Source organism: Buttiauxella sp. (assembly GCF_049686335.1).
Lineage (GTDB): Bacteria > Pseudomonadota > Gammaproteobacteria > Enterobacterales > Enterobacteriaceae > Buttiauxella.
This window is the reverse complement of record NZ_JBAVHX010000021.1, coordinates 107,929-131,663: the sequence shown is the minus strand read 5'-3', so window position 1 is coordinate 131,663 and position 23,735 is coordinate 107,929. Positions and strand designations below refer to the sequence as shown.

Sequence of the window (23,735 nt, the reverse complement as noted above, 5' to 3'; positions counted from 1 at the left end):
TTGTGCGTCATCCATTGACCGCACAAAACTATTCACCCTACATTAATTACCATATTAATTAATTCGAGCTGATCGGTTCTATGACTACCACAGATTCGTCCCAGACAGGAACACAACACCAGGCGACCTCGATTCGCTTGCTGTTCTCCGCGCTGATGTTGGTCATGCTGCTTGCCGCGCTCGACCAGACTATTGTCTCCACCGCCTTGCCGACCATCGTCAGTGAGCTGGGTGGCCTGGAAAAACTCTCCTGGGTCGTCACCGCCTATCTGCTTTCTTCAACCATCGTGGTGCCGCTGTACGGTAAATTTGGTGATTTGCTGGGGCGAAAAATTGTCCTGCAAACCGCTATCGTGGTGTTCCTGCTCGGCTCGGCATTATGCGGTGTTGCGCAGAATATGACGCAGCTGATTCTGATGCGTGCTTTGCAAGGGTTGGGCGGCGGCGGTCTGATGGTGGTCACCATGGCGGCGGTGGGGGATGTTATCCCGCCTGCGGATCGCGGCAAATATCAGGGCTTGTTTGGCGGCGTCTTTGGCCTTGCCACCGTAATTGGCCCGTTGATTGGCGGTTTTTTAGTTGAGCATTTCTCGTGGCGCTGGATTTTCTATATCAACCTGCCGCTCGGGGTTTTCGCGCTGCTGGTGATTGGTGCGGTGCTTAAACCGCAAACGGCGCGTATCCGCCACCAAATCGACTTTCTCGGCGCGGGTTATCTCGCCGCATCGCTAACCTGCTTAATTCTGTTTACCAGCCAGGGCGGCACCGTGATGGCGTGGTCAGACCCGCAGCTGTGGTGTATTTTTGCCTTCTTTGTGGTGACGCTTGGCGGCTTTATCTATGAAGAGCGACTGGCGTTTGAGCCTGTCATTCCGCTGGGCTTGTTCCGGGACCGCACCTTCTTATTGAGCTGCCTGATAGGTTTTATTATCGGCATGTCGTTGTTTGGGTCGATGACCTTCTTGCCGCTGTATTTGCAGGTCGTGAAGTCATCTACGCCAACCGAAGCGGGCATCCAGCTACTGCCGTTGATGGGCGGGCTGATGCTGACCTCGATTATCAGTGGCCGCATCATCAGCAAAATAGGGCGCTATCGCATCTTCCCGATACTCGGCACCTTTGTGACGTTTATCGCCATGCTGTTGCTTGGCACACTCAAAATCGACTCACCTATTCACACGTTGTATCTCTACATCGCGTTGTTAGGCTTTGGCCTCGGTATGGTGATGCAGGTTTTGGTGCTGGCAGTGCAAAATAGCGTGGAGCAAAAACTGATAGGCGTGGCGACTTCCAGCGCCACACTGTTCCGCCAGATTGGTGGCTCGATAGGCGTGGCGGCATTTGGCGCGATCTTCACTAATGTGCTGCAAAGTAAACTCACCGAACTGATCCCGCCAGGCACTGAGTTGCCGCGTCAACTGGGGGCGAAAGCGGTGCATGAACTTCCGGTAGCGCTGCAAAATGATTATCTGCAAGCGTTTGGTTCGGCATTACATTCGGTGTATCTGATTTCTGCGGGAGTGGTGGTGTTCGCATTTTTACTGTCTTTGCTGATGAAGGATGTGCCGCTACGAAAATAATACCCTTCATACTCGAATTATTTTGGCTATACCGCACGATAAAGAACCGAGACTGCACTGTGGCGGGCGTTGCGGCTGTTGACTAGACTTGAAAACAGCCACTTAGCGTTATCACTCGTTGAGTGGCGACACTCTCCTCACTGGCTGAAAGAAAAAATGAAAACAACGCCCGCCGATAAATCTTCACCTGTGGTCGAAAAACCGTTCTGGCTGAACTTTGAGTTCCAGCTCAGACGTGTCGGTTTTATTGTGCTGCTGCTGATTGTGGTGGCGGCTCTGGTCGGGCTATTTTCACGTGGCTATCTCAGCGAAGCGACCCGCACCACCGACGACCGTTCTCTCACTCTCCATTACGAAAAATTCAATCGCCTGATGAGCGATATGGACATGAAAATAATCTCGGTTCTGCCTGAAGGGAAACGGAACCGTATTGTTCTTGGCGGTGATTTTATGGAAGGGTTTCGCATTGATACCTTGCAGCCGCAGCCGGATAAAATGTACAGCCTGAATGGGGAGGTGATTCTCGAATATCCCCCGTCCGCGGCAGGGGAGAAGCAAACATTATGGTTAAGTCTCACGCCGATGAAATTTGGGTCGATTAACAGCACGATTGCGATTGATAACGGCCCGCAAATCACTTTCCAACAATTCATTTATCCCTAAGGTGACCCGACAATGGATATGGTTTTAAGGGCGCTCGCCATTTACTTGATTTTGATGGTGGTGTTCAAAATTGCTGGCCGCCGAACTCTGTTGCAGATGACCTCATTTGATTTGATCTTGCTATTAATTATTAGCGAGGCGACTCAACAGGCGCTATTAGGTAATGACTTCTCTGTTACCGGAGCCATGCTGACCATCGTCACGTTGATTGTGGTGGATATGCTGTTTGGTTTGATTAAAAAATATTTCCCCGGTGCCGATGATTTTCTTGATAACACGCCGGTGATTTTGGTCGAAAACGGCTACCTGTTTCAGGACAAAATGAAAAAGGTCGATGTGTCCTGCGATGATATTTTGCTTACCGCCCGTATTGATCACGGGATCACTAAGCTTGCTGAAATCAAATTCGCCATTCTTGAGCGCAACGGGCATATCTCGATTATCCCGGAATCGAAGTCTTCCTAATATTCACCGCATTCATAATGGCTATTCAATGTTGAAATTGCCCATCAGGTGAGTCAGTTCCTGAAACAGAAAACCTGCAATAATCAGGATGATTTGCACAAAATCACTGAGGCACTGGAAACGGTGAAAATCGTCGGGTGGATGACGCAAAGGGTTTGTAGGGTGGATAAGCGAAGCGTCATCCACCATTTTGAAGCGAATTTTTTACTCTGAATAACGCAACGCATCAATCAGCAACGCGAACGCGGGAGGATGCTGCTTTCTGCTTGGGTAATAAAGGTAGTAGCCTGGGAAAGTCGGGCACCAGTCTGCAAGAACCTGCACCAGTTTCCCGGATTTCAACTCGTCCTGAACCATATCATCAGGGACGCAAGCCAGTCCAAATCCACACAGAACCGCATCAATCCTTTCGGAAAGCAGATTGAAAGTCAGCTGCCCTTCGACGCGAACGCGTAGTGGCTTACCCTTTTTTTCAAACTCCCAGTGATACAACCCGCCAGCGGTGGGCAAACGCATATTAATACAACGATGGTTCTGTAATTCATGGGGCGTTTGCGGGATACCGTACGACTGCAAATATTCCGGTGAACCGATAACCAGCATGCGCATATCCGGCCCGATCCTCACCGCTACCATATCTTTATCAACACTTTCACCGAGGCGAATACCAGCATCGAAGCGGCCCTCGACAATGTTAACAAAGCCATTATCGACCACCAGCTCGACATTAATGTCCGGATACTGCTTAAGAAATGGTTTGAGCCTGGGCCACAGCAGTTTACGTGACGAATGTTCCCCAGCAGAAAGCCTGATATTGCCTGACGCGCCGCTATTTAATTGCAGAATGCTTTCCAGTTCGCTCTCAAGTTCCGCGAGGCGAGGCTCGAGGCTTGCGATAATCCTCTCACCGGTTTCAGTTGGCGCCACACTGCGGGTGGTGCGGGTCAGCAGCCGGACGTTTAACCGTTCTTCCAGGGCTTTCACCGCGTGACTTAATGCGGATTGTGACACGCCCAGTTTGCCCGCAGCTTTGGTGAAACTCCGCTCCCTGGCAACGACGAGGAAGATTTGGAGTTCATTGAAGTTTTCTTTAAGCAAAGCGGTTCCTTGAGCGAGTGATGCTACCAAATATAGCCAACGGCAATAAGTCCATACAGCTCCCCGCTGTGCTGAACGATAGGGCTGTCTGCGATATCTTTGTCATAAAATTCGTAGTTGGCGGCAAACATCCCCACCCATTTTGAATTAAAACGATAAGTAGAAATGACTGCGGCCATCGGTGAGAAGGTGGTTCCGGTATCCCATTGCGGACGATTCGCTGTGGCTTCGCTTTGCGAAACGCCACCGAAGTAATAGTTCGCCATTTTATCGCTGCGAATCATTAATCCCATGCCTGGCATCACCAGCAGCGGCCCTTTAATGATCGGGAAATCAGCCCACAACAGTAATTCCTGACCATTGCTGCGACCGGTCACATCCGAACTAAAGCGCGCCGTCAGCAGCGCATAAGGAGTAATCAGCGTGCCGCCAGCACCCGCTTCAAACTGCGATTTGCGTTTGTGCATCCCATCGAAGGCATCTTCATCATCAGGATCAAGGTTACCAAAGCGATATCGGCCGTACGCGTAGGCCGCGAAGGTATCGTCAACGTGAAAGTAATAACGAGCGCGATCGCCGAGATACATAAACTGATCGCCAAAATAGAGCCCACCGGGGACGACATACGTTTCATCTTTTTGCGCTTCATAGCGGGCGGTGCCGTGAATTACCGTGCCGCCTAACACCAGGCCTTTAGGGATGGGGCTTGCGTCGTTATCCTCAGAGAACAACTGCAAGGAGCCGAGATCGACATCGGCATGCGCGGATGCACTGAGCAACATAAGCGAGCAAAGTGCGGAGGCAAAATAGCGGTAAAGTCTCATCAGATATCCCAAAATAGGTGAGCGCGTCGGGTCGTATTTTTCTTGCCACAATGTCCGTCCCGTTCTCATCATTGCTGATGAATTCATTGAGTTAATGACGGTTCTTCTTCCTGGCGAGCTACTTGCATAGTTTAGCTTAACGGCTAAAGACATAACGAAATTATTTATACTGGAATCAATGCACTGGAGTCGGTTCAAAAAGTGGGGTGCTTCGTTATATTGTTTTGTTCTTGTTGATAGCTTTTTGGTTTTTAAACCCGCCACAACCCTGCTGCTATAGTCATTTGATTCGCCCTGAGGCGTTATTTAACAAGGACAAAAAGTGAAGCTGACGATACCTCATATACGGACTGGGGCCGTGTTATTGCTGGCGGGATTATTGCTGGCAGGTTGCGACCAAAAAAACAGTGATGCGAAACATATCAAAGTTGGCGTGATTAACGGTGCCGAACAGGATGTGGCTGAAGTCGCGAAAAAGGTCGCCAAAGAGAAATATGGTCTGGATGTTGAGCTGGTGGGATTCAGCGGTTCATTACTGCCAAACGATGCCACCAACCACGGGGAGCTGGATGCGAACGTCTTCCAGCATCGGCCTTTCCTGGAGCAGGACAACAAAGCGCACAACTACCATCTGGTGACTGTGGGCAATACTTTTGTCTTCCCGATGGCCGGATATTCAAAAAAAATCAAAAACGTTTCTGAGCTTAAAGATGGCGCGACCATCGCCATTCCAAACGATCCAACCAATCTGGGCCGTGCGCTTTTGCTGCTGCAAAAAGAGAAACTCATTACCCTGAAAGAGGGGACAGGGCTGCTACCAACGTCTCTGGATATTACGAATAACCCACGCCATCTGAAGATTATGGAGCTGGAAGGGGCGCAATTACCGCGCGTGCTGGACGACCAGAAAGTTGATGTGGCAATCATCAGCACCACCTATATTCAGCAAACTGGCTTATCGCCGGTGCATGACAGCGTGTTTATCGAAGATAAAAACTCGCCATATGTGAATATTCTGGTGTCGCGTGAAGACAATAAAGACGCGGAAAATGTGAAAGAGTTTTTACAATCCTATCAGTCGCCTGAAGTGGCGAAAGCCGCTGAAAAAATCTTTAACGGCGGTGCGGTTGCGGGCTGGTAAAGACTTTCCTGAATCGACAAAAAGCCCGGTACTGCTTGAGGCAGACCGGGCTTTTTTATTGCCTGATTTAAGCGATTAAATACTGTTTCTCTGCGCCATTTTTTTCATTGGAATCAATGAAATGATGAAAGCACCCAACACCAGGAAACCTGCCACCATATAGATCCCGGCATTGAAATTACCGGTGACATCTTTCATCCAGCCCATTAACAGTGGCCCCAATGCCGCACCTGTCATGCCGGTGGCGTTGATCACTGCAATCCCCAACGCGCGGGCTTGCAGAGAGATGGATTGGTCAGGCGTGGTCCAGAAAATCACCATCGCGGCAAAAGCACCCGCTGAGGCCATCACGATCCCACTAAATTGCAGCATCGGGTTGCTGCTTGAGGCCGTTAAAATCCAGCCTGCGGCGGCAAACAGATACGGCAACAGGGTGTGAATTTTACGTTCATTAAAGCGGTCGGAACGCTTACTCCACCAAATCATCCCGACAATGGTACAAATTTGCGGGATGGCACTGAGCAAGCCGATGGTGATGTTATTACTTTCCTGATTAAAACTGCGCAGGATAAGTGGCGTCCAGACGCTCAATGCACTTAAGGTGTTAGTCAGGCAGAAATAGGCCACCGTATAAAGCATTATGACCGGCGTAAATAACTCCCGCAGCATGCTGCGATTCGACGTCGGGCCGAGGTTTGCACTCTGTTGCGACTTCTGATTATTCAGTCTGTCCGCTTCCATCATCTCGTTGAGACAGGCTTTATCGTCGGCGGTCAGCCATTTGGCTTTTGCCGGTGAATCATCCAGCCAGAACCACACCACCAGCCCTAATAACACTGACGGGAAGCCTTCGAGCAGGAACAGCCATTGCCAACCTTTAAGACTGAGCAGGCCATCCATATTGAGAATATAACCGGAAGCGAGTGAACCTAATGCCATCGTGACGGGCATGGCAATCATAAATAACGCATTTGCCCGAGCGCGATATTGCGTGGGGAACCAGTAAGTTAAATAGAGCAATAAACCCGGTAAGAATCCGGCTTCCGCAATCCCTACCAGCATACGCAAAACGTAAAGACTTCCAGGGCCGGTGGCAAACATCGTCGCGGTAGACGCAATCCCCCAGACCACCATCAAAACGGCAATCCAGCGCCGGGCGCCGACAATACTCAGCATGATGTTACTTGGCACACCGCAGATAACATACATCACATAAAACAACGTGGTCGCAAGGCCAAACATGGTGCTGGTCAGCCCCAGATCTTTGCCCATGGTTAAACCGGCAAAGCCAATATTAATGCGGTCCAGATACGAAAAAACAAACAGCACAAACAAGAAGATGATCAACCGACGAAACAGCTTTTTGATCACCGCCTGTTGCCGGGGATCGAGCGCGACTTCGTTTGACGATGGCGGGGCCAAAACCTCGGAGCGAGCCTGTTCCAGAGAAGAGTTTTCGTTCATTAAGAACTCCACGTTATCTTTATTAGTATGATGTTTTCGGTGTTGTCATGGATGGAGTGCTGCCGATCCCAGACAACGCAAACACGTGCGCTAACGTATAGGAAAGAGGAGGAATGGATGTCAATGCAGTGTTTGATAAATGATACGTAATTGTTGGCCGTGTGGCATTTTTGAATCATTAAGTGTGCGGTAATCGCCCAAAAACCGGGATCTCTCCATGGCAGTACCCGAAGCGCTATAGCGGCCAGGGTTTAGCAGGTATAATCGCTAAATCTAAGACTTTTTCGGTAAGGAACTTCATGAATAGCCTCAAAAAAACACCGGATGATCAGCCTGCGGATACCGCTTTTCATCGTGAAGAGTTCCCGTTTTACTGGATAGTCAACGTCTACGCCCGCTATACCCAAATCATGGAAATCACGCTAAAAAAGGCGCAGCTGGACGTGTCCGGGTTCCGCGTTTTAATGGTTACACATCAGTATGGCAAGGCCAGCATTTCGCAAATCTCCGAATACGCGATGGTAAAAATGCCTACCGTGACCAAGATTGTTGGCCGTCTGCGTGATGAAGGTCTGGTCAGCACCGCCAGCAGCGAACAAGATGCCCGGGTAACCGAAGTGATGTTGACCGCCGTTGGGCAGGAAAAAGTAGAAGAAGCTTACCGTCTGGCAGGCAAAGTTTTTGAGAAAGGTTTTAAGGGAATGAGCGTCTCGCAGGTGGAAAAAATGAACCTGTCGCTGGGAAAAGTTCTCGATAACCTTAACGAACTCTGAACGATTCAACCGAATGACAAATTTGTGACCGCGTTAAACCTTTCATCTAACACGCTGTAAAATAAAGCCTTTTTATCCATTTGTCGTCCTGATCTCTCAAGACGACTTTTTGGGCTTTTGCCGTTTTTTTCCTTATCAATTCATCAGCATAAATTAAAATCCATTTGTTAATTTCGGTTAACGACGTGTTAACTGCTCGTAAAATTTACGTGAAATATTACTTGAATTTTCATCTAAATATTCCATGATTGACTTATCTTCACTCAGAACAAAAAAGCAGCAATGACTGCTTGAGTAATGTGATTCACATTATCTGATTAAGGTGTTAATGATGAAGTCTATTTGTGAGAGCAATGGTTACGTTGAGCAGTTTGTCCTCGGTGAGGGTGAACTCCGCTTTGCAGTAAAAGACACGCTGGATATTGCCGGTTACCGCACTCAGGCTGGGTGTCCGGCGCTCGCGGCAGCCCCGATTGCCCGGCATCATGCAAGCGTTGTTGAGACGTTACTCGACAAGCGTTGCGTGCTGACCGGCAAAACCACACTGCATGAATTAGCATTCGGCGTGACGGGGATTAACACCTGGAGTGGAACGCCGGTGAATCCGCGCTTCCCGACGCTTATCCCTGGCGGCTCATCAAGCGGATCCGCAGCGGTAGTGGCATCGGGTGAGGTCGATTTTTCTCTGGGCACCGATACCGGCGGCTCGGTACGTATGCCTGCCGCCTGCTGCGGGATCCTCGGATTGAAACCAGGTTACGGGGTTATCAGCCGTAAAGGGGTTTTACCGGCGCAAAGCTCGCTGGATTGCGTAGGCATTTTCGCCCGTCACGCCACCGTGCTGCGCCAGGTGGCTACACATCTTTCGATTCCCGTTGGCGAGCCAGTCAGCGCCTTGCCGGAAGTGACCTTTGTCGCGGCGGCGCTGCCGCAAATCGACGCACTCATCCTCAAACAACTGGAGCAACGGGGCGTTCGCCCACGTCATTCCACACTGCCCATGCTTGCCGAGGCGCACCGCGCGGGTCTGACTATCATCAGCCACGAAAACTGGCAGGCATTTAACTCATTGCTAAACAGTGACGAGGTTTCGCCCGATGTGGCGAGCCGCATCCGCGCGGGCAAGGATGTCAGTCCTGCCGCACTTGCTGATGCCGAACGCATTCGAAGCCAGTTCACCGCCCAAGTGGATGCGTTACTCGAACATTCCCCTTTACTGGCGCTGGCAACCTTGCCGGAGCTCCCACCCACGCTACAAGAAGCCGCCGATCCGCTCAGTGTGGTCAACCTGACTCGCCTGGTGCGGCCTTTCAACCTCAGTGGGCACCCGGCGCTGACGCTGCCTGTAGGTGAGTTGCAGGGTCGCCCGGTTGCCTTGCAACTGGTGGCGGGCAAAGGGCGCGAAGGCTTGTTGATTCAGGCCGCCGAGTGGTTACAGCTTTTGTAGGGTGGAAAAGCGTTAGCAACCTCCACCCATTGCACCCCCCTTACTTTGGGAGTTCGCCATGTCTGTCGTAAACGTCCGTGAAGAGCTTGTTCCGCTACTGAGTGAAGTGACGACACGTAGCGCCGATTTTGAGCATCAACGCCATATCTCTGAAGACATCATTGCTCGTTTTAAGCAGGTGGGCGTTTACCGCGCGCTGGTGCCGAAAATCTACGGTGGCGACGAATGTTCGCCCGCCCAGTTTTGCGAACTCATTGAGCAGATTGCGACAGCAGATGGCTCGGCGGGATGGGTGGCAAGTTTTGGCATGAGCCCGTTTTATCTCGGCGCGTTGCCGCCTGACACACTGAAAGAGTTATACCGCGACGGGCCTGATGTGGTGTTTGCCGGTGGTATTTATCCGACGCACAAAGCGATGCAGGCCGACGGCGGTTATCGCGTCAGCGGACGCTGGAGTTTTGCCAGCGGCAGCATGGGGGCATCGGTATTTGGCGTGGGTATCCAGCCTGACGAAGAAAAAGCCTTGCCGCGGATGGCGGTCTTGCCACGCGAATATGTGCAGATCGATCCGGTGTGGAACACGGTGGGGCTTGCGGGCACCGGCAGCCACGACCTTGTGGTCAGCGATGCGTTTGTCCCGCAGGAGTGGACCTTTATTCGCGGTGGCGCACTGAATCTGGAAGGGGCGTTGTATCGCTATCCGGTGCTGTCTCTGGCCACGCAAGTGCTGTCAGTGGTGGCACTCGGTGTGGCGCGGGCGGCACTCAATGAAATCTATCTTATCGCGCACCGCCAGCAGTCGGTGACTGGCGCGCCAAAACTTGCCGAAAGACCGCAGGCACAGATGCAAATTGCCCGTTGCGAAGCGGATCTGCGCTCGGCACGCGCCTGGTTCTACGAGGCGATTGACGAGGTCTGGCAGTGTCTGTTGGCGGGCGATGCGCCGAATCAGGAACAGATTAACGCCTTGCGCCTGTCTTCCACACACGTTACTCGCGTGGCGGCAGAAGTGGCCCGCCAGGCGCTGGCGCTCAATGGCATGGGCGGCGTCACGATGACCAGCCCGTTACAGCGTTACGTGCGCGACACCATGGTGATTACCCAACATGCCTTTATGGGCGACCTCTCATACATCAACGCCGGTACGGTCTTTTTCGGTGGCAAACCGCTACCGGGTTACCTGTGATTTTTTAAAAGGAGCAACAGATGAGCCAGACAAACAAATTACGCGTGCTGTTTTGCATCGGGGTAAATCAGAACTTTTTCGATGCCAGCCCAGTTGAAGCCAAACAGGTGTGGGGCGCTTTTGGCGTGATGATGAAAGGGGTTGATGAGACCCCTGGTATTCGGGTTATCGGCAACATGGATGACGACCAGTTGATGGTCGGCCCGTCCACTACCGCGCCATGGACGACTTACATCCTGGCAGATGCGGACGCGCTGGAAAACGTTGCGGCGGTGTGCAACTTGTTCCGCACCACGCCTGTGGGCGACAGCGGCAGCAAATTGTGGAAGTACTGCAAAATCGAAGCGCGTGTTGGGCGCGAGCTGATTATTCAGGGCTAACGGAGTCGATGATGAATCCACAGGACGCGCTGCGTTTGCAGCAACTCGAAGACCAGCAAGCGGCACGGGTTTGCATCAGCAACTACATGTGGCTGTGCGACAGGCTCGATAGCGCCGCAACGGTTCAGGCCATCGGTGAGCTGTTTACGGCGGATGCTTGCTGGGAGGGTGTCGGCGAACCTTACGCCGCGCGACTGGGGAGATATCTGGGACGCGAGGCGATTGTGGCGATGATGGCAGGCTATGTGCGCACCCCAACGCATTTCGCCATGAACGCCCATTTTCTTTGCTCTGAAGCTCTCAGCCAGCAGGGCGACGGCAAGCTCACTGGCCGCTGGCTGATGCTGCAAACCTCTGCGTTTACTGCCGGAGGGGCGCATCTCAACGCGGCGGAAATTAACGTGGAATTTTGCCGCGAAGCAAGCGGTATGCGTATCCACCATTTCACCACCCGCAACCTGTTCAGCCGGCCAGTCGACCACTGGCATGCAGCGGATGAACTCCCGGTGCCGGATAAAAAATAGACAGCCGAATACGTGCAGGAGATTGGACATGCAGTGTGACAACATCATCAACATAAAAAACATTGATACCACGGCGCCAGCAGTGCCTGACCGTGCGGAAATTGCGGCCCTGGTTCAGCACGACCGGGTGCATACCTCGCTGTATAACTCCGACGAACTCTTCCAGCTCGAGCTGGATCGTATCTTCTCTAAAACCTGGGTTTGGGTGGCGCATGCCAGCGAAATCCCGGAAACCGGCAGTTTTAAAACCACAGAGATCGGCACTCAGCCGGTGATCGTGGTGCGTGACCGCAAAGGCACGGTGCACACCTTACTGAACCGTTGTCGTCACCGCGCAGCCACCGTATGTGAGCATCGCACCGGGAAAACCAACAGCTTTGTTTGCCCGTATCACGGTTGGGGTTACGCGCTGGACGGCAGTTTACGCGGCGTGCCGCACCCGGAAAGCTATGCCGACCAACTGGAAAAGGGCGAGCTAGGGCTGGTGTCGCTGCGTACGGAACAGTACGCCGGAATGATTTTTGCCACCTTCAATGACCAGGTTGAACCGCTGGAAGATTTCCTCGGCCCCGCCAAAAAGTGGATGGATCTGTTTATGAAACAGGGCGCGGGCTTCCCGATTAAAACCGGGCCTGCCCATCGTTTCCGCTTCCCGGGCAACTGGAAAATCCAGCTGGAAAATACCACTGACGGCTATCACTTCCCGGTGGTGCATCGCTCATTCCTCAGCTCTGTCGATAAGCAGACGGAAGAGATGCTCAATTTCGTTGATGGCAGCGGCTACGTCGAAGATTTGGGTCATGGCCACAGCGTGATGGTGATGATCCCGGAGCTTGTGGATCTCGATGCCAATCTGGATGCGCCGATCCCCGAGCGTTTTAGCGATCTCGCCGATGCGCTGCGCCAGGATCACGACGAACAGCAGGTACGCCGCATTGTGCGTGCGGTCGGCGGTTCCGGCTTTAACCTCAATATCTTCCCGAACATTGCCTGCTCGATGGCCTTTTTCCGCGTCCTGCAGCCAATTTCTGTCAATGAAACTGAAATTCATCACGCGGTGATCATGATGGATGGCGGCCCGGAAATTGCCAACCAGGCAAGATTGCGTCTGCATGAACACTTCCAGGGGCCGATGGGCTTTGGCACGCCGGACGACTCCGAAGCCTGGGAGCGTGTACAGCGTGGCGCGACCTCGGGTAATGACCTGTGGATCATGCTCAATCGCGGGCTGGCAGGGGAATATCGTACCGATGAGGGTTTGCGCAGCGATGTCAGTGCTGAAACCGGCATGCGCGCGGCTTACCAGATGTGGAAAAAACTGATGACGGAGGCGGAATAAATGACCACGCCAGATTCTGTACTGATTGCAGCAATGTCTCTGATTAACCTGGAAGGCGATCTCCTCGACCAGGGCGAATTTAACGCCTGGCTGGAGTTATGGCAGCGCGACGGGCTGTATGTGGTACCCATCGATCCACAGGAAACCGATTTCAAAAACACCCTGAACTACGCCTGCGACGATCATGAAATGCGAGCCCGCCGCGTGAAACGCCTGTATAGCGGCGAGTCTATCTCTACGACGCCACGCGCCAGAACGCTGCGCACACTCTCGCGTTTTCGCCTGCTCGAATCTCAGGACGACCTGATTGTGGTGCGCGGGGCGCAATCGCTTTGGGAACACCGCAAAGGCCACAGCCGCCACTACGCCGCAGATATCACCTGGCACCTGAAACCGCAAGGCAACACGTTGCTTATCAAACAAAAAGTGATCCGCCTGATCAACAGCGATGATGTGCTGCACAGCATCGGTTACATCCTCTGAGGAGTCAGCTATGACACAAACCGTATTAGTCACCGGTGCTGCGGCTGGCCTTGGCAATGTCATCGCCAGATACCTTCTGGAGCAAGGTTTCCAGCTGGTGCTGTCGGACGTGAGCCGCGAACGCGCACAACAGGCGGCCGACAGCCTTGATAACGGCCAGGGCAAAGTGCTCGCGGTAGGGCTGGATATTCGCCAGCCGCAGGATTTTGCACACGCACTCTCGGCAGCAGTTGAACGCTTCGGAAGCCTGGAAGTGCTGGTTAATAACGCCGCGCTGACGCTGGCAACGCCGGTGATGGACATCACCGTCGAGGAGTTTGACCGGGTAATTTCCACTAATTTGCGCGGCACATTTGTCGGTTGCCAGACGCTGGGACGCTACTTCGCTAAGCAGGGTTACGGTCGCATCATCAACCTCGCGTCACTGGCCGGGCAAAATGGCGGCACCGCATCCGGTGCGCATTACGCGGCATCGAAAGGCGGCATTTTGACGCTGACCAAAATCTTTGCCCGCGAGTTGAGTCAATCCGGCGTCACCGTCAATGCGATTGCCCCAGGACCGATGGATTTGCCTTCGGTCCACGCCATCGTACCGGAAGAAAAAATGGCTGGGCTACTGCAGATGATCCCAGTGGGCAAGCTAGGTGAGGCTGAGTTTGTCGCTCAGGCCGTGGCGTTGTTGGCGTCTGAACAGGCATCGTTTGTCACCGGAGCAACCTGGGACATCAACGGTGGTCTGTTTATGCGTTAAGGAGTTCCTATGCTGACTTTGCAAATTATCCGCCGCGAGTTGCAGGGCGAAGTGACGCTACTGACGCTTGCCCATGCTGATGGCATCGAGCTTCCTGCGTTTAGCGCCGGTGCGCATATTGACCTGCATCTGACCGAAGATCTGGTGCGCCCGTACTCGCTGTGCGGCGACCCGCAGGACAAGCACCACTACCAGTTGGGCATTCTTAAAGACAGCCGTTCTCAGGGCGGATCGCTGGCGGCGCATGCCTTGCGCGAAGGTGACAACGTGCAGGTCAGTGCGCCACGCAATCTATTTGCGCTGGACACTCGCGGCGCTCACAGCTTGTTGATTGGCGGCGGGATTGGCATCACGCCGATGCTGGCGATGGCCGCCGAACTGCATGCCGCGGGGCGCTCGTTTTCCCTGCATTACTCGAGCCGTTCACGCTCGGGGGCGGCGTTTGTCGCGCAGCTGGAAAATGCGCCGTACGCCGAACGCGTCCAGCTCCATTTTAGTGATGAGCAGCGTTTAAACCTCGCGTCGGTGCTCAGCGATGTGCCACCGAACACCCATGTTTACGTCTGTGGCCCGACCCGCTTAATGGATGCGGTCACCGATCTGGCGACAAGCCTGAACTACTCGCCGGAACAGATTCATCAGGAGTGTTTTAGCGCCGACGTCCAGATTCAAGGCCACGCGTTTGAAGTGGTGGCAGCCACCAGTGGTATCACCGTTCAGGTGCTTGAAAATCAAAGCATCGTCGAGGCGTTGGCGCTGGCGGGGCTGAAAGTGTGCGTCTCCTGTAAACAGGGGATTTGCGGTAGTTGCCTGACGGATGTGCTGGAAGGCGAGCCGGATCATCGCGACAGCTATCTGACCGATGAAGAGAAAGCCGATGGCGATCAAATCCTGTTGTGCTGTTCCCGCGCGAAAGGCGCCCGTTTGATTATCGATTTGTAAGGAGTATCTCATGACACTGCAAAATGAATTTCGTAATGCGATGGCGCAACTGGGCAGCGCGGTCTCTGTGATCACCACCGATGGCCCGGCGGGAAAGTTTGGCTTTACCGCGTCCGCCGTGTGCAGCGTGACCGATCAGCCGCCAACACTGCTGGTGTGTATGAACCGTCACTCGTTTGCAAATGACCACTTCAAACAGAACGGCACCTTATGCGTCAACGTACTCTCCAGTGAACATCAGGATTTGTCGGGGGTTTTCGCCAATGCCAGCCTGCGTTCAGAACAACGCTTTCTGCATGACAACTGGCAGGTGATGTCCAGTGGCGCGCCCGTTCTCAGCTCATCGGTCGCAAGCTTCGATTGCATCATTGATACCTGCCACGAAGTCGGGAGCCATACGGTGTTTTATTGCCAGGTGCAGGCGATTCGTGTCAGCGAACAGCCTCGCGGCCTGGTCTATTTCAATCGTCGTTACCACCGGATTGGCGACGATGTTGAAGTGTAGCCACCCACGGCTTAGCGCGTCTTTTATCCAGGAGGTAACGCTTTATGAGTGATATCGCAGAAGAGAGTGGCCCGCACGATCCTCAGCAAATGCGCAAGCTAGTGCTGGCGTCGGTGCTCGGTAACGCACTGGAATGGTACGACTTTTTCCTCTACGGGACGGCAGCCGCGCTGGTATTTGGCCCGCTGTTCTTCCCGGTTGGCGGCGATCCTTTACAAGGCACGCTGTTAGCCTTTTCAGGCTTTGCGGTCGGTTTTCTTGCTCGTCCGTTAGGCGGAATTGTGTTTGGGCATCTGGGTGACCGATACAGCCGCAAGATGACGCTGGTCATGACGCTGTCATTAATGGGTGCCACCACCTTTGTGATTGGCCTGCTGCCGGTTTATTCCCAGATTGGCATTTGGGCACCGATATCGTTAATCACACTGCGCTTTTTACAGGGCGTGGCATCAGGCGGTGAGTGGGGCGGTGGCGTGTTGATGTTAAGTGAAAACGCACCCACTTCACGCCGTGGCTTCTTCACCGCATGGAGCCAGATGGGCGTTTCCGGTGGCTTTGTGTTATCGGCGTTTGCGTTTTATCTGGTGCAGAAACTGCCGGAATCATCTTTTATGAGCTGGGGCTGGCGTGTGCCGTTCCTGCTCAGTTTACTGATATTTCTGGTCGGGGTTTATATCCGTAAAAACATCCGCGAAAGCCAGGTATTTCAACAGGCAAAACCGCAAGACCAACACGAAAAACTGCCGTTGCTGATTCTGATGAAAGAGCATCCGAAAGCGCTGTTGCAGGCTATCGCTCTGCGTTTGCCAGAGAACGGCGCGTCCTACATCTTTTTCACCTTCTCGGTGGTGTACGCCAGACACATCGGCATCAGCACCGGCGACATCATCAGCGCGGTGACTCTCGCCATGGTGGTGGAGCTTTTCTCGATTCTGTTCTGGGGCGCGTTGTCTGACCGCATCGGCCTGAAACCGGTGTATTACATCGGCGTGATTGGCCTGATGGTGATGGCATTTCCGTTCTTCTGGCTGCTCTCGACCGGTGACTATTACTGGATAATGGTCGCGATGATCCTCGGTTTACCGGTGTGCCATGGGGCGATGATCGGCACGCAGCCGTGCATCATGAGTGACCTTTTCCCGGTGCGAGTACGTTACTCAGGCCTGGCGCTGGGGCACGAAGTGGGCTCGATATTCTCAGGTGGATTAGGACCGATGCTGGCGGTGGCGCTGTTGATGCAATTTGATGCTTACTGGCCGGTTTCATTATTGCTGATGGGCTACGCGCTGCTGGCGTTGATTGCGCTGTGGAGCTTGCCGTCACGAAAATCATCTTCAAGCCAGGCTGTGATGCCGGGTTTAGCCAACGGAGTCGTTAATGAATCTCGCCATTGAATCCATCACATGCTGGCTGGTGGATATTCCCACTATTCGCCCACACAAACTTTCCATGGCCACCATGGGATGCCAGACACTGACCATCATCCGCATTACCTGCGCGCAGGGCGTTATCGGATGGGGTGAGGCGACCACCATCGGCGGTCTGAGTTACGGGGCGGAAAGCCCGGAGGCGATTAAATCCGCCATTGAATGTTATCTGGCGCCGTTGTTGTGCGGCAAAACCTTTAACGGCGTTGCGGCACTCGCGGAAACCATGAACGCCAGCGTGAAGGGAAACACCTTTGCAAAATCGGCGCTGGAAACCGCGTTTCTTGATGCGCAGGGGAAAGTGCTCGGATTGCCGGTCAGTGCCTTGCTGGGCGGCGCGTTAAGCGAGAGTCTGCCGGTACTGTGGACACTGGCGAGTGGCGATACCGAAAGAGATATCGAAGAGGGAAAACGCCTGCTCGAACAAGGGCGACACAATACCTTCAAACTCAAGATTGGCGCACGTCCGCTGGAGGTAGATATTCGCCACGCGCTGGCCATCAAATCCGCTCTTGGCCGGGATGTCAGTATCCGTGTTGACGTCAATCAAGCCTGGGATTTGAGCCGCGCAATCAAAGGTATGGCGCAGCTTCAAGAAGGCGGCATCGATCTGATTGAACAGCCGACCCCAATGTGGGACAGGCAGGCGTTAATCACCCTGAGCCAGCGATTTTCCGTGCCAGTCCTCGCCGATGAATCTGTGGCGACCAGTCACGATGGTTATGCCCTGGCGAGTGGCGGATTCACCGGTGCGTTTGCACTGAAAATTGCCAAAGCAGGCGGGCCTGCGCAAGCACTGAAACTGGCGCACGTGGCGCAGGCGGCAGGAATTGGGCTGTATGGCGGCACGATGCTGGAAGGAACTCTGGGCAGCGTCGCCTCATTGCACGCCTGGTCGACCGTCAAAATGCAGTGGGGAACCGAAATGTTCGGTCCTTTATTGCTTAAGGACGACATTGTGGTGAACCCGCTGGAATTTAGTCACGGGCAGGTCAAATTACCGCAAGGGCCAGGGCTGGGAATAGAAATTGACGAAGAGAAATTAAGTTTTTACGCCAGAAAATAAAAAGGTAATAAGCGGTTTTTGTAGTGTGGATCCGCGTCGCGATATCCACCCATGACGTCTGTATTTAATAAATATAACTTACCCTACAGTGAGGAATGTACAATGACAGTTAATCCGGCAAAAACATCTGAATTAGAAAAATTACTTGCGGTGAGCAGTGGACTGGTTTCTGCTCAGGGCAATGAACGTTTTAAAGCAATTATGCATCAATTGCTCGGCGATCTTTGCCAGACAATTAAGACATTCGATATTACCGATGAAGAGTTCTGGCTGGCGGTGAATTATCTGAATGAATTAGGTGAACGTAAAGAGTCGGCATTATTAGCCGCGGGTTTAGGCCTTGAGCATTATCTGGATATGCGTGCCGATGAAAAAGAGGCCGCTGCTGGTAATGAAGTGGGTACTCCGCGCACCATCGAAGGCCCGCTGTATGTGGCGAATGCGCCATTAAGTCAGAGCTATGCGCGTATGGACGACGGCACTGAGCAAGCTGAAATCATGTGGTTACACGGCCAGGTAACGGACGCCAACGGCAAGCCCGTTTCGAATGCGATTGTCGATATCTGGCATGCGAACACGCTGGGTGGATATTCCTTCTTTGACCAGTCGCAAAGCCAGTATAACTTGCGCCGCCGCATTCAGACTGACGCGGAAGGTCGCTATGCGGTGCGCAGTATCGTGCCCTGCGGTTACGGTTGCCCGCCAGATGGTCCAACGCAAAAACTGCTCACCGAACTCGGTCGCCATGGTAATCGCCCGGCGCATATCCACTTCTTTGTCTCAGCACCGGGTTATAAGCATCTGACCACGCAGATCAACCTCAATGGCGATGCCTATTTATGGGATGACTTTGCTTTTGCCACCCGGGAGGAGTTGATTGCCGATCCGCTTAAAATTACTGATGCCCGTATTGCGGAGCAGCGTAAAATTAACCAGCCGCATACCGAAGTGAATTTCGATTTCACGCTGGTGGCGGCGAGCGATAATAATGAAGAGACGAAAATTAAACGACTGCGTGTCATGGAATAAGCATTTTCATTAATCATGAATATCGGGGTGACGTTAATCTGTTGCCCCGAAAAGGTATGGCCGGAATATTCCGGCTACACCACACATCACTTGTGATAATTTAATTACCACATCAAATCATCAGGAACCACAAAGTCAGCATACGGATCTTCTTCGTCCTGCGCTTCCTGACTCAGTGCACTGTTCAATACAATATAGCTCGCATCACGCTGTGCAATTTTATCTGCCACACTGGCAGGGATAATAGCGTATTCGCCTTCCGGATTATTATCACTAACCAGACGCGCAATAGCGAGACGGCCATTGGTTAATTGAGTTTGAGTGGTTTTATCCACATAGACTTTTTTAATTAAATTATTGTCTGTGAAGTTATAACCAATATCACCTTTTGAAATAACTATTCTGTTCATTTCAATAAGTTGCTTTATCTGCGCTTTAAATTCTTTAGATAAAGCGGCTTGCTTTTGTTGCTCGCTTAACTGCTTATCGCGTTCAATTTGCGCTTTTTTATTTTCTTCTACCGCTTCTCTTGCCTCACGCGCCTGCACGCGGGATTTCTTAGCGGTTCTTTGTACTTTTGCGACTTTTTTACTGCTGACTAAGCCAGCTTTAAGCATCTGCTCTTGCAATGTGAGTTTTGTCATCTTCGTGTCTAAAACCAATGAAAAATGTTGAGGGGATTATACCTTTAATTTTCGAGGCTGTGCCACGTTGCAGCAAAGGGACTCGCATCCAGCTGATAACCATCGCTATCTAAATCTAATGCGGGTTTGCTATGGGATTGATGACCCATCAGCAAATGGTTATAGAAAAAATCGAATAATCACTTATGTGAAAATCACCCAAATGCATTATTTTTCGTGACCGTGATCACACTTACGATGCCATGTTCCTTGTGAACACAACGTGACACAACCAGATAAGGTGGTCAGAAATGAAATACTATTTTGCTACTTTGTTGTTATCTGTACTTGCCGCACCTTGTTATTCACAAACTGTGGAGACCGAGAGTAATCTACCTGGCCCTAAAAGGACCAACACAACGGAGTACCAGTTACAACACGCCCAGTCATTCGGACCGGGAGTATTGGAGCTTGATACTGAGTGTTACAGCCTACCTAAACCGGAGCATCAGCCAGGCGTAAATTGCGTCCCTGATTATTAAATTCGGTCTTCCCCCAGTCATCTCATGGCTGGGGTTTAGTTCCTGTTTTTTTTCATCTCAGAAACCTTATCCCCAACCGTGGGCTTCATTGATAAAGTGCAGCACTGCGCTTGAACGCTCATCAATCCTTGAAATCAACAACAGCTCACTCACCATTTCTGGTTGATCCAGCGGCACAATCCTAATCCCAGGCATAGTTAAGTGGGTGATGGTTTCTGGCACGATGCTCAGTCCGATACCAGCTGCGACCAGGCCGGGAATACTCATCAGCGACGGGACGTGCATGATGTTCTCTGGGTGCAACTGGTTTTGTCGGCACGCCTGAAGGGTGTGTGAGGTCAAACCGATGCCCGCACCGTCTTGCAAAAACACGAATTTCTCATGGCGCAGCGTCGACAGGTCACCGGTAAAACTATCCGCCAGTTCGTGGTTATCCGGGATCAGCAACACCAGCCTGGATTTGCTGAATTGATGAGTGCGCAGACGGTCAGGCAGGTGATCTTTAAACACCCTGGCAAAGGCCAGGTCGAGTTTGTGGTCGAGCAACATTTCGAACTGCGCGCTGATTCCCGCATCCACCAGCGAGACTTTGACGTCGGGGAAGGTGCTGAAGTAGTGCCGCAGTAATTGCGGCAGGTTGGCCTCGAATAACGCCGAGTGATAGCCGATGTTTATCTCGCCCACCTCTCCACGCCGGGCACGCCGTGCCGCCGCCACCGCAAGCTTACCGGACTCGATGGATTGCCGCGCATGGGGCAAAAACGCCTCGCCCGCCGCAGTCAACACCACTCCCCGGTTTTCCCGCCGAAACAGCGCCAGCCCTAGCTCAGATTCAAGAGTACGCATCAACTGACTCAGTGCGGGTTGCGCAATGCCCAGCTGTTCGGCCGCCCGGCTGAAATGCTGCAAATCTGCGGCGACAACGAAGGCTTTCAAATGACGTAGTTCCATAATCCTCAGTGATAAGTTGAGCTTATCTATTTATCGTAATTTTGATAATTATTCTGCAGAGGGGATGCGCTAATGTCTACTGACTTCGACGTTTCCTGCGTGCACCTGTGCCGGAGCGGAGTGGTATGGATATCCTGCAACCATAATAATTAAAGGACCACTACCTCAATGAATACAACAACTCACGCGAGTCATGACCTACGCATGCCCCGCAAAGCGGTCACCGCCGCGACCATTGGTACTGCCCTGGAATGGTTTGACTTCACGCTGTATGGCGCGGTGTCAGCAACCATTCTGCCAAAATTGTTTTTCCCGGCGATGGAACCGACCGCCGGTTTGCTCGCCTCGCTTGCTACCTTCGGTGTGGGTCTGGCCGCTCGCCCCGTGGGCGCAATCACCTGTGGTTATCTCGGTGACAAATTGGGTCGTCGCAACCTGATGTTGGCAACCGTGACACTGATGGGTCTGGCGTCGGTACTGATGGGCTTGTTACCGACCTATGCTCAGGTCGGTATTTGGGCACCCATATTGCTGGTTATCCTGCGAATTATTCAAGGCTTCGCGCTGGGCGGTGAGTCCACCGGCGCACAACTGATGGCGCTGGAGCACGCCTCTCCAGACCGACGCGGGCGTTATTCCGGCTTGCTCGGCCTGTGTTCACCACTCAGTCAGATACTGGCTAATGGCGTGTTGATGGGGCTGGCCGCGACCCTCTCAACCGCGCAATTCGAAAGCTTCGGCTGGCGCATTCCCTTCGTCATGAGTTTCGTACTGGTGGTGGTCGCCATCTTTATCCGGCTTAAAGTCGACGAAACCCCTGCCTTTGTCGCCCTGAAAAAGACGCCGATCAAGCAGGAAAAAAGCCCGCTCAAGACCGCGGTAGGCAGCCACTACAAAACCATCCTGCGCCTGATGTTCTTCTTCTGCTCGCCAGCAGCACTGTTCTATCTGATTGTGATTTTCTCTCTCAGCTACCTGACCAAACACCTCGGCTTTAGCCAGTCGACAGGCTTTATGTCACTGATGGTGGCAAACATGTGCGCGATTTTTGGTGCGCTGGCCGGAGGGTATTTATCCGATCGTTGGGGGCGCAAAAAAGCCCTGGCATTTGGTTCGTGCATGACCCTGCTGATCCTGTTCGTCTACTTCCCGATCCTCAACACTTTAAACGTTGCGGCGATCATGGCCGTCATGGGGTTGTTCCTCGGCTTCACTCAGTTTCAGAGCGGCATCCAGCCTGTGGCCTTCGCCGAAGCGTTCCCAACCCAGGTGCGTTATTCGGGTTCCGCACTGGCTTATACCGGCGCAAACCTGGTGATCGGTGGGCCGATGCCGATGATCGCCGTGTGGCTGATGAGCCAGTCGAACAACTCGCCATGGCCTCTGGTGACGCTGTGCGCTGCTATCAACCTGATCTCGCTTGCCATGATCCTTATTGGCCCAGAAACCCGTGGCATCGACCTGAATACCGTCGCAGCACCTGATCCGCAAGCTAATGCTGCTTCAGCTCTCTTTTCAAATAACACAATAGGACGACCATGAACCGCACCGTCTTCATCCTTAACGGCCCAAACCTGAACCTGTTGGGCCGTCGTGAGCCGCACATTTACGGACACACTACGCTCGAGCAGATACGTCAACGCAGCGAACGGCTGGCCGGGGAACTTGACCTGGTATGCGATTTTCGCCAGACCAACCACGAGGGCGTGATGGTCGACTGGATTCAGGAGGCATTCGAGCAGGGCGCCGCGGTAATCATCAACCCGGCCGGCTTCTCGTTTCATTCGATTCCGGTGCTCGATGCCCTAAAGATGCTCGACACGCCGCTGATTGAGCTGCATCTGTCGAACATCCATGCGCGGGATGAACTGCATCGACACTCAATCATGTCTGGCGTGGTCAATGCCGTGATTTGTGGTATGGGAGCCGACGGTTATTCATTGGCAATTCGCGCCGTTGATGATTTGCTTCGCAGCCAGGCGGCTAACAACTGATCCTTTTTCGACGGTTGCTTGCATGGCGGTCCACAGGTGTATAAGCGGCAGCGTTATGCGCCATTAGCTCCGGTCATTGCAGGTGAAAGTGTCGGAAGACGCTACGCTTTTCCGACCTACAAAATGGACTCGTAGGGTGGATAAGCGGCAGCGTCATCCACCATTAGCACCATATTGTCGGAAGACGCTACGCTTTTCCGACCTGGAAAAATGGACTCGTAGGGTGGATAAGCGTCAGCGTCATCCACCATTAGCTCCAGTCATTGCAGGTGAAAGTGTCGGAAGACGCTACGCTTTTCCGACCTGGAAAAAATGGACTCGTAGGGTGGATAAGCGACGGCGTCATCCACCATTAGCTCCAGTCATTGCAGGTGAAAGTGTCGGAAGACGCTTCGCTTTTCCGACCTGGAAAAAATGGACTCGTAGGGTGGATAAGCGCCAGCGTCATCCACCATTAGCACCATATTGTCGGAAGACGCTTCGCTTTTCCGACCTGGAAAAATGGATGTGAGAAGACGTTGAAATACGGAAATATAGC

25 protein-coding genes are annotated in these 23,735 nt (G+C 52.8%); 20 read left to right on the top strand and 5 right to left on the bottom strand.

All coding sequences use genetic code 11. The annotated features are described in order from the left end of the window. Window positions 1-80: 80 nt before the first annotated feature. The 3 genes from WBL83_RS14480 (at window position 81) to WBL83_RS14470 (ending at window position 2,708) form a co-directional block, all read left to right on the top strand. Window positions 81-1,580, top strand: a complete 1,500-nt coding sequence (locus tag WBL83_RS14480; protein ID WP_424589805.1) for an MDR family MFS transporter — start codon at window positions 81-83, stop codon at window positions 1,578-1,580. 156 nt (window positions 1,581-1,736) lie between these two features. After that, window positions 1,737-2,243 carry a hypothetical protein gene (locus WBL83_RS14475; RefSeq protein ID WP_424589804.1) on the top strand — a complete coding sequence of 169 codons (507 nt, stop codon included), beginning with the start codon at window positions 1,737-1,739 and terminating at the stop codon, window positions 2,241-2,243. Between the two features lie 12 nt (window positions 2,244-2,255). Then, window positions 2,256-2,708: a DUF421 domain-containing protein gene (locus WBL83_RS14470; protein WP_424589803.1), complete on the top strand. Its 453-nt coding sequence runs from the start codon at window positions 2,256-2,258 to the stop codon at window positions 2,706-2,708. Between the two features lie 204 nt (window positions 2,709-2,912). On the opposite strand, the gene WBL83_RS14465 is transcribed toward WBL83_RS14470, so the two are convergent. Together WBL83_RS14465 and WBL83_RS14460 are read right to left on the bottom strand one after the other, a co-directional pair. After that, window positions 2,913-3,806 carry a LysR family transcriptional regulator gene (locus WBL83_RS14465; protein WP_424589802.1) on the bottom strand — a complete coding sequence of 298 codons (894 nt, stop codon included), beginning with the start codon at window positions 3,804-3,806 and terminating at the stop codon, window positions 2,913-2,915. Window positions 3,807-3,829: 23 nt separating this feature from the next. After that, window positions 3,830-4,702 (bottom strand): MipA/OmpV family protein, encoded by an 873-nt coding sequence (locus tag WBL83_RS14460; RefSeq protein WP_424589801.1) that lies wholly within the window; start codon window positions 4,700-4,702, stop codon window positions 3,830-3,832. A 250-nt stretch (window positions 4,703-4,952) separates the two neighbouring features. Between WBL83_RS14460 and nlpA the strand changes: the two genes are divergently transcribed. After that, window positions 4,953-5,771, top strand: coding sequence for a lipoprotein NlpA (gene nlpA, locus WBL83_RS14455; RefSeq protein WP_424589800.1), 819 nt, complete (start codon window positions 4,953-4,955; stop codon window positions 5,769-5,771). 75 nt (window positions 5,772-5,846) lie between these two features. Here nlpA and hpaX read toward each other — a convergent pair whose 3' ends face one another. After that, a complete protein-coding gene (hpaX, locus tag WBL83_RS14450) occupies window positions 5,847-7,235 on the bottom strand; it encodes a 4-hydroxyphenylacetate permease (protein ID WP_424589799.1) in 1,389 nt (462 codons plus the stop codon). A 299-nt stretch (window positions 7,236-7,534) separates the two neighbouring features. Here hpaX and WBL83_RS14445 point away from each other — a divergent pair, with 299 nt between their 5' ends. From WBL83_RS14445 to catA, 13 genes are all read left to right on the top strand, one after another. Then, window positions 7,535-8,008: a MarR family winged helix-turn-helix transcriptional regulator gene (locus WBL83_RS14445; RefSeq protein WP_424589798.1), complete on the top strand. Its 474-nt coding sequence runs from the start codon at window positions 7,535-7,537 to the stop codon at window positions 8,006-8,008. Window positions 8,009-8,339: 331 nt separating this feature from the next. Continuing rightward, window positions 8,340-9,455, top strand: a complete 1,116-nt coding sequence (locus WBL83_RS14440) for an amidase (RefSeq protein WP_424589830.1) — start codon at window positions 8,340-8,342, stop codon at window positions 9,453-9,455. Window positions 9,456-9,513: 58 nt separating this feature from the next. Then, on the top strand, window positions 9,514-10,641 hold the full coding sequence (locus WBL83_RS14435; protein WP_424589797.1) for an acyl-CoA dehydrogenase family protein: 1,128 nt from the start codon (window positions 9,514-9,516) through the stop codon (window positions 10,639-10,641). A 20-nt stretch (window positions 10,642-10,661) separates the two neighbouring features. Continuing rightward, a complete protein-coding gene (locus tag WBL83_RS14430; RefSeq protein WP_424589796.1) occupies window positions 10,662-11,021 on the top strand; it encodes an IacB protein in 360 nt (119 codons plus the stop codon). Window positions 11,022-11,029: 8 nt separating this feature from the next. Beyond that, a complete protein-coding gene (locus tag WBL83_RS14425) occupies window positions 11,030-11,545 on the top strand; it encodes a nuclear transport factor 2 family protein (RefSeq protein ID WP_424589795.1) in 516 nt (171 codons plus the stop codon). Between the two features lie 28 nt (window positions 11,546-11,573). Further along, window positions 11,574-12,884: an aromatic ring-hydroxylating oxygenase subunit alpha gene (locus WBL83_RS14420; protein WP_424589794.1), complete on the top strand. Its 1,311-nt coding sequence runs from the start codon at window positions 11,574-11,576 to the stop codon at window positions 12,882-12,884. Next, window positions 12,885-13,367 carry an aromatic-ring-hydroxylating dioxygenase subunit beta gene (locus WBL83_RS14415; protein WP_424589793.1) on the top strand — a complete coding sequence of 161 codons (483 nt, stop codon included), beginning with the start codon at window positions 12,885-12,887 and terminating at the stop codon, window positions 13,365-13,367. It abuts the gene before it with no gap. Window positions 13,368-13,377: 10 nt separating this feature from the next. Further along, window positions 13,378-14,118 (top strand): SDR family NAD(P)-dependent oxidoreductase, encoded by a 741-nt coding sequence (locus tag WBL83_RS14410; RefSeq protein WP_424589792.1) that lies wholly within the window; start codon window positions 13,378-13,380, stop codon window positions 14,116-14,118. 9 nt (window positions 14,119-14,127) lie between these two features. Next, window positions 14,128-15,060: a PDR/VanB family oxidoreductase gene (locus tag WBL83_RS14405; RefSeq protein WP_424589791.1), complete on the top strand. Its 933-nt coding sequence runs from the start codon at window positions 14,128-14,130 to the stop codon at window positions 15,058-15,060. Between the two features lie 10 nt (window positions 15,061-15,070). Beyond that, complete coding sequence (locus WBL83_RS14400; RefSeq protein WP_424589790.1) at window positions 15,071-15,565, top strand: flavin reductase; 495 nt, start codon at window positions 15,071-15,073, stop codon at window positions 15,563-15,565. A 44-nt stretch (window positions 15,566-15,609) separates the two neighbouring features. Beyond that, complete coding sequence (locus tag WBL83_RS14395; RefSeq protein ID WP_424589789.1) at window positions 15,610-16,959, top strand: MFS transporter; 1,350 nt, start codon at window positions 15,610-15,612, stop codon at window positions 16,957-16,959. Then, window positions 16,943-18,058 carry a muconate/chloromuconate family cycloisomerase gene (locus WBL83_RS14390; protein ID WP_424589788.1) on the top strand — a complete coding sequence of 372 codons (1,116 nt, stop codon included), beginning with the start codon at window positions 16,943-16,945 and terminating at the stop codon, window positions 18,056-18,058. Before WBL83_RS14395 ends, WBL83_RS14390 begins: the two co-directional genes overlap by 17 nt. 102 nt (window positions 18,059-18,160) lie before the next feature. Then, window positions 18,161-19,087: a catechol 1,2-dioxygenase gene (gene catA, locus WBL83_RS14385; RefSeq protein WP_424589787.1), complete on the top strand. Its 927-nt coding sequence runs from the start codon at window positions 18,161-18,163 to the stop codon at window positions 19,085-19,087. Between the two features lie 104 nt (window positions 19,088-19,191). Here catA and WBL83_RS14380 read toward each other — a convergent pair whose 3' ends face one another. Beyond that, window positions 19,192-19,731, bottom strand: coding sequence for a DUF2058 domain-containing protein (locus WBL83_RS14380; RefSeq protein WP_424589786.1), 540 nt, complete (start codon window positions 19,729-19,731; stop codon window positions 19,192-19,194). A gap of 275 nt (window positions 19,732-20,006) precedes the next feature. On the opposite strand from WBL83_RS14380, the gene WBL83_RS14375 reads away from it, so the two are divergent. After that, window positions 20,007-20,252, top strand: coding sequence for a hypothetical protein (locus WBL83_RS14375; RefSeq protein WP_424589829.1), 246 nt, complete (start codon window positions 20,007-20,009; stop codon window positions 20,250-20,252). 66 nt (window positions 20,253-20,318) lie between these two features. Here the strand turns inward: WBL83_RS14375 and WBL83_RS14370 are convergent, their stop codons facing one another. Further along, on the bottom strand, window positions 20,319-21,203 hold the full coding sequence (locus WBL83_RS14370; RefSeq protein WP_424589785.1) for a LysR family transcriptional regulator: 885 nt from the start codon (window positions 21,201-21,203) through the stop codon (window positions 20,319-20,321). A 168-nt stretch (window positions 21,204-21,371) separates the two neighbouring features. Between WBL83_RS14370 and WBL83_RS14365 the strand changes: the two genes are divergently transcribed. Both WBL83_RS14365 and WBL83_RS14360 read left to right on the top strand, forming a co-directional pair. Then, window positions 21,372-22,745 carry an MFS transporter gene (locus WBL83_RS14365; RefSeq protein WP_424589784.1) on the top strand — a complete coding sequence of 458 codons (1,374 nt, stop codon included), beginning with the start codon at window positions 21,372-21,374 and terminating at the stop codon, window positions 22,743-22,745. After that, a complete protein-coding gene (locus WBL83_RS14360) occupies window positions 22,742-23,197 on the top strand; it encodes a type II 3-dehydroquinate dehydratase (RefSeq protein ID WP_424589783.1) in 456 nt (151 codons plus the stop codon). Before WBL83_RS14365 ends, WBL83_RS14360 begins: the two co-directional genes overlap by 4 nt. Window positions 23,198-23,735: the final 538 nt, after the last annotated feature.

Excerpts from the sequence above, each read along its gene's own strand:
- WBL83_RS14480 (WP_424589805.1), top strand. The coding sequence starts at position 81 with ATGACTACCACAGATTCGTCCCAGACAGGAACACAACACCAGGCGACC.
- WBL83_RS14475 (WP_424589804.1), top strand. The coding sequence starts at position 1,737 with ATGAAAACAACGCCCGCCGATAAATCTTCACCTGTGGTCGAAAAACCG.
- WBL83_RS14470 (WP_424589803.1), top strand. The coding sequence starts at position 2,256 with ATGGATATGGTTTTAAGGGCGCTCGCCATTTACTTGATTTTGATGGTG.
- WBL83_RS14460 (WP_424589801.1), bottom strand. The coding sequence starts at position 4,702 with ATGATGAGAACGGGACGGACATTGTGGCAAGAAAAATACGACCCGACG.
- hpaX (WP_424589799.1), bottom strand. The coding sequence starts at position 7,235 with ATGAACGAAAACTCTTCTCTGGAACAGGCTCGCTCCGAGGTTTTGGCC.
- WBL83_RS14445 (WP_424589798.1), top strand. The coding sequence starts at position 7,535 with ATGAATAGCCTCAAAAAAACACCGGATGATCAGCCTGCGGATACCGCT.
- WBL83_RS14440 (WP_424589830.1), top strand. The coding sequence starts at position 8,340 with ATGAAGTCTATTTGTGAGAGCAATGGTTACGTTGAGCAGTTTGTCCTC.
- WBL83_RS14435 (WP_424589797.1), top strand. The coding sequence starts at position 9,514 with ATGTCTGTCGTAAACGTCCGTGAAGAGCTTGTTCCGCTACTGAGTGAA.
- WBL83_RS14430 (WP_424589796.1), top strand. The coding sequence starts at position 10,662 with ATGAGCCAGACAAACAAATTACGCGTGCTGTTTTGCATCGGGGTAAAT.
- WBL83_RS14425 (WP_424589795.1), top strand. The coding sequence starts at position 11,030 with ATGATGAATCCACAGGACGCGCTGCGTTTGCAGCAACTCGAAGACCAG.
- WBL83_RS14420 (WP_424589794.1), top strand. The coding sequence starts at position 11,574 with ATGCAGTGTGACAACATCATCAACATAAAAAACATTGATACCACGGCG.
- WBL83_RS14415 (WP_424589793.1), top strand. The coding sequence starts at position 12,885 with ATGACCACGCCAGATTCTGTACTGATTGCAGCAATGTCTCTGATTAAC.
- WBL83_RS14410 (WP_424589792.1), top strand. The coding sequence starts at position 13,378 with ATGACACAAACCGTATTAGTCACCGGTGCTGCGGCTGGCCTTGGCAAT.
- WBL83_RS14405 (WP_424589791.1), top strand. The coding sequence starts at position 14,128 with ATGCTGACTTTGCAAATTATCCGCCGCGAGTTGCAGGGCGAAGTGACG.
- WBL83_RS14400 (WP_424589790.1), top strand. The coding sequence starts at position 15,071 with ATGACACTGCAAAATGAATTTCGTAATGCGATGGCGCAACTGGGCAGC.
- WBL83_RS14395 (WP_424589789.1), top strand. The coding sequence starts at position 15,610 with ATGAGTGATATCGCAGAAGAGAGTGGCCCGCACGATCCTCAGCAAATG.
- WBL83_RS14390 (WP_424589788.1), top strand. The coding sequence starts at position 16,943 with ATGAATCTCGCCATTGAATCCATCACATGCTGGCTGGTGGATATTCCC.
- catA (WP_424589787.1), top strand. The coding sequence starts at position 18,161 with ATGACAGTTAATCCGGCAAAAACATCTGAATTAGAAAAATTACTTGCG.
- WBL83_RS14380 (WP_424589786.1), bottom strand. The coding sequence starts at position 19,731 with ATGACAAAACTCACATTGCAAGAGCAGATGCTTAAAGCTGGCTTAGTC.
- WBL83_RS14370 (WP_424589785.1), bottom strand. The coding sequence starts at position 21,203 with ATGGAACTACGTCATTTGAAAGCCTTCGTTGTCGCCGCAGATTTGCAG.
- WBL83_RS14365 (WP_424589784.1), top strand. The coding sequence starts at position 21,372 with ATGAATACAACAACTCACGCGAGTCATGACCTACGCATGCCCCGCAAA.
- WBL83_RS14360 (WP_424589783.1), top strand. The coding sequence starts at position 22,742 with ATGAACCGCACCGTCTTCATCCTTAACGGCCCAAACCTGAACCTGTTG.